The sequence below is a fragment of the Falsigemmobacter intermedius genome, from assembly GCF_004054105.1.
Taxonomy (GTDB): domain Bacteria; phylum Pseudomonadota; class Alphaproteobacteria; order Rhodobacterales; family Rhodobacteraceae; genus Wagnerdoeblera; species Wagnerdoeblera intermedia.
This window is the reverse complement of the sequence record NZ_SBLC01000127.1, coordinates 1-1,689: the sequence shown is the minus strand read 5'-3', so window position 1 is coordinate 1,689 and position 1,689 is coordinate 1. Positions and strand designations below refer to the sequence as shown.

Annotated in this window: 2 protein-coding genes, 1 tRNA gene and 1 pseudogene; 1 reads left to right on the top strand and 3 read right to left on the bottom strand. The window is 59.2% G+C overall.

The genetic code is table 11. The features are described from left to right. Positions 1–59 precede the first annotated feature (59 nt). Positions 60–326: pseudogene (locus EP867_RS19515) on the bottom strand (integrase core domain-containing protein); the annotation flags it as partial. 10 nt (positions 327–336) lie between these two features. Here EP867_RS19515 and EP867_RS19510 point away from each other — a divergent pair. Then, complete coding sequence (locus EP867_RS19510) at positions 337–678, top strand: hypothetical protein (protein WP_128491082.1); 342 nt, start codon at positions 337–339, stop codon at positions 676–678. Here EP867_RS19510 and EP867_RS19505 read toward each other — a convergent pair. Both EP867_RS19505 and EP867_RS19500 read right to left on the bottom strand, forming a co-directional pair. Continuing rightward, positions 649–726 (bottom strand) — tRNA-Arg (locus tag EP867_RS19505). The genes EP867_RS19510 and EP867_RS19505 overlap by 30 nt on opposite strands. Positions 727–1,080: 354 nt before the next feature. After that, a partial coding sequence (locus EP867_RS19500) for an IS110 family RNA-guided transposase (RefSeq protein WP_128491081.1) occupies positions 1,081–1,689 on the bottom strand: 609 nt, incomplete at its 5' end.

Sequence of the window (1,689 nt, the reverse complement as noted above, 5' to 3'; positions counted from 1 at the left end):
GGATGCAGGAAGCATAACTATCTCACGAAAGCCCGTAACCCATGGGGTCGGCTGCCCGCTTACTGTTGCGGGGTGAAGGTTTTGGCAAACTCGACGGGCGTTCTCCAGCCAAGCCGCGAATGAGGGCGTTCATTGTTGTAATCCTGCCGCCAGGCAGCCAGAGCCGCTCGGGCCCATGCCAGCGATGGGAAGAGGGTCTCGTTCAGGAATTCGTCGCGCAGGCGACCATTGAAGCTTTCAATGAAGGCGTTCTGGGTCGGCTTGCCTGGCGCAATGTAGTGCCAGTCGATCTGACGCTCCTGGGCAAAGCTCAGAATGGCATTGGCTAAAGAACGCATGGCAAGCCTCAAGGCATTACGGGATCAAGCCGTAGCCGATGCCGAGCGCACGCAACTCGCGCTAAACAGTTCAGGCGATCAGGGTGTCACCCCTGACATGCTCAAGGCATTCGCCTGCAAGGCTCGTGAACGGATACGACTCGACAGTGGCGGCTATCACCGCGACCACCTGCGCGCTCTGGCGCAGCGCGTCGAGGTTGCTGACGACGAGGTTCGCATAATGGGATCGAAGTCAGAGCTACTGCGAACACTGGTCGCCGCTTCAAGCGTAGAAACGGCGGCGTTCGGCGTTCAGAGTTCTGTACTGAAATGGCGCGCCGTACAGGAGTCGAACCTGTGACCTGTCCCTTAGGAGGGGACCGCTCTGATCCTGCTGAGCTAACGGCGCGTAGTGATCTTATAGAGCTCATGAAGTTCACTCTCAACCGCTTAACGCCGCAAGTTTGTCGCGACGGTAGCTAGGGTGCGGCTACGGGGGCGGTTACATCATGTGTGGGTAGCCCCGGTTTTAGCGGGCTGTCGCCTCGGCTGGCATCATACGGTCGAATGCGTCCATGTGTCAGGCCTTTTGTCGGAACGCTATGCTCCTTGGCCGGTATGGGATCCGCGGGTTGTGGTCAAAACATCAAAACGAGCTCCAAGCTCTCCATGTAACACTGGTTTCCCCAACCCCGATCTGTCCGATCGTTTTCATACAAGCTTCAGCTTCTCCCGCATTTTCGAGACGGTGCTGCTGACCTCGTCAGTTCGCCATCAGCGGTCCCCCTCGAAACTCTTCATTCTTTGTGATCATGGCCCACAGCATTCTGGCCATTTTGTTTGCGAGTGCGATGGCGGCCAGCATCCGTGGCTTGCGTGCCAGGATCCGACCCAACCAAGAGCTTTCCGCAGGGGGCCGAGTTCTGGTGCCAGAGATCACGGCCATCGCGCCAATGATCAGCAAGCGCCGGATATCGCGCTGACCCGACTTACTCGTGCGTCCAAGTCTCTGCTTCCCGCCGCTGGAATGCTGTCGCGGGACGAGGCCCAGCCAGGCCGAGAAATCCCGTCCCTGACGGAAACCGTCCATCGGTGGCGCGAAAGCCGCTATCGCCATCGCGGTGACGGGGCCAATACCGGGCATCTGCTGTAGTCGTGCAGAGAACGACGAACGTCTGCTGGCCACCGCAATCTGCGTATCAAGCTCGGTGATCCGCTGCGACAGGCCGTCAATCTGGTCGAAGCAAAGCTGCGCCATTTCGCGGACCACAGCAGGAAGATCGCCCGACCCTGTGCCCGGCTCCAGAACGGTCCGCAGCTTGTTCACGTTTTCTCGCCCCTTTCCGGTGACAAACCCGAACTCGGCGAGATG

Bases quoted from the DNA above. Each gene is read 5' to 3' on its own strand.
- EP867_RS19510 (WP_128491082.1), top strand. From the start codon at position 337: ATGGCAAGCCTCAAGGCATTACGGGATCAAGCCGTAGCCGATGCCGAG.